Origin of the sequence: Limosilactobacillus mucosae (assembly GCF_046939755.1) — a bacterium.
Taxonomy (GTDB): domain Bacteria; phylum Bacillota; class Bacilli; order Lactobacillales; family Lactobacillaceae; genus Limosilactobacillus; species Limosilactobacillus mucosae_A.
This window is the reverse complement of the sequence record NZ_JBKZAY010000062.1, coordinates 1-1692: the sequence shown is the minus strand read 5'-3', so window position 1 is coordinate 1692 and position 1692 is coordinate 1. Positions and strand designations below refer to the sequence as shown.

The following is a 1692-nucleotide window of genomic DNA, read 5'->3' as shown; positions in this document are numbered from 1 at the left end:
AGACCTGTGCTCGGATTTTTTGATGAAAATTAAAAGGACAGCCATGAAGCTGCCCTCTGCAAAAAGGTAGTCAGCTGGGTCATGACCAAATGAACCCAATGCGTTGACTACGGTAGGCCTATTATACCATAAGATAATCTAGCCTTGAAAAATAACATCATTATGGTATTCGATAAACTCAAGGGAAGGAGTAAACCTTTCAGGCATATTAATCTGCTTATGGTCATATGTCTTTAACCATTCGCGTGTTGACTCATCCATATCGGTTTTAGCAAGATTCTGAGAGATTATTACATGAAAGGTTTTATCAATTGTAATTAAACCGCAGTCAAAAGCTTTATCGTGAAATGAATTTAAACAAAGGCCGTTTTTAGGATTGGTTTTTTCAGTAATTGGATCGCTAACTCGCCATGGCTTAATGTGACTAGCAACAAGCAACTGGGGATTGTTGATACCAGTAATGCAACATTTATTGCCATAAGAGTTCAATACGACATCACGAAAAGCTTCTTGTCCAATACGAGTTTTTACTTCTCTCAGCTTTTCCTTTCCTTCGGGTAGTTTTTCTAATTTCTGATCGTAAGGGATTCCTATATAAGATTGTTTATGATAGAAGTTTTGCTTGATTAAATTGACTTGATAAGCCAGTTCTTCAAGATTAGATTCGTATTTTCGGAACACAATTCCATCTAACTTACTTCCATTTTTAAGACCGGTGACGTTTCTTTTTTGCAACTCAGGATCAAAACGTGCTAAGTTGCACATTTTCATTGATACGGCGCCTGGTGTTCTTCCAATTAGGGCTGCTAATTCTTTAATTTTCGGGTTCCCGGAGTGAATCTGACTAAATGGCATTGAACAGTATAAAGCATATGCTAGTGTAGTCTCCTCTTCTGTCCAGGCTCTGCGGCTAGTTTTTGTCATAGTAATGATCTCCTGATTCAATTTGCTAATATAATAACTAGAAATGAATTAATATATCAATTACTTACGAGAAAAAATCATTATTTCAAGAGTAATATTTGGCAGTACATGCTGTAACCAACGCGTGATATTTGAGTAACAAAATAGAAGCACAATCGAAAGAAACAATACTACTGTCGTATCCCCATCACTGATGGGCCACAGGCTTGCCGGTGGTAGATTACCCTTATGCTCTTTAAACCTAAACATAGCATGACAGACTATGTTTTTAGAATAAATCATCTAGTCAATAAGTAATGATGTATGAAAAAGCCGTCGAACTTTGGTCATTGCCAGAGTTCGACGGTTTTTAGCTGAGGGATGAATTTTTTACCGAAAAAGGGATATTTTGTAATTAAGTTTCGTGGATATATATTTAGTCAAAGTAGTTAATGCCCATTGCTGCCTTTACTTCTTTGAGTGTCTTGTCAGCAACTAGATTTGCCTTCTCACATCCTTTATGAAGCATGTCATATACTGCAGGAATGTCCTTGGCAAATTCAGCGCGTCGCTGATGGATAGGCGTTAACTCTTTGTTTAGTACTTCAAATAAGTACTTCTTGATTGTTACGTCTCCTAACCCGCCATGCTGATAATGCTCTTTAAGTTCCTGAACTTTTTCTTTGTCAGGATCAAAGATGTCTAGGTAGGTAAAGACGATATTGCCTTCAACCTTTCCGTGGATCCGAATGTCGCCTTTTTACGACTTCGGATCCTTTTTGTTAATCA

At 37.4% G+C, this 1692-nt stretch carries 1 protein-coding gene and 1 pseudogene; both read right to left on the bottom strand.

What is annotated here, in order from left to right; all coding sequences use genetic code 11:
- Positions 1 to 138: 138 nt before the first annotated feature.
- Positions 139 to 924, bottom strand: a complete 786-nt coding sequence (locus ACLUWI_RS10060) for an HNH endonuclease (RefSeq protein WP_412138251.1) — start codon at positions 922 to 924, stop codon at positions 139 to 141.
- Positions 925 to 1339: 415 nt separating this feature from the next.
- Positions 1340 to 1642: pseudogene (locus ACLUWI_RS10055) on the bottom strand (tryptophan--tRNA ligase); the annotation flags it as partial.
- Positions 1643 to 1692: the final 50 nt, after the last annotated feature.

Excerpts from the sequence above, each read along its gene's own strand:
- ACLUWI_RS10060 (WP_412138251.1), bottom strand. The coding sequence starts at position 924 with ATGACAAAAACTAGCCGCAGAGCCTGGACAGAAGAGGAGACTACACTA.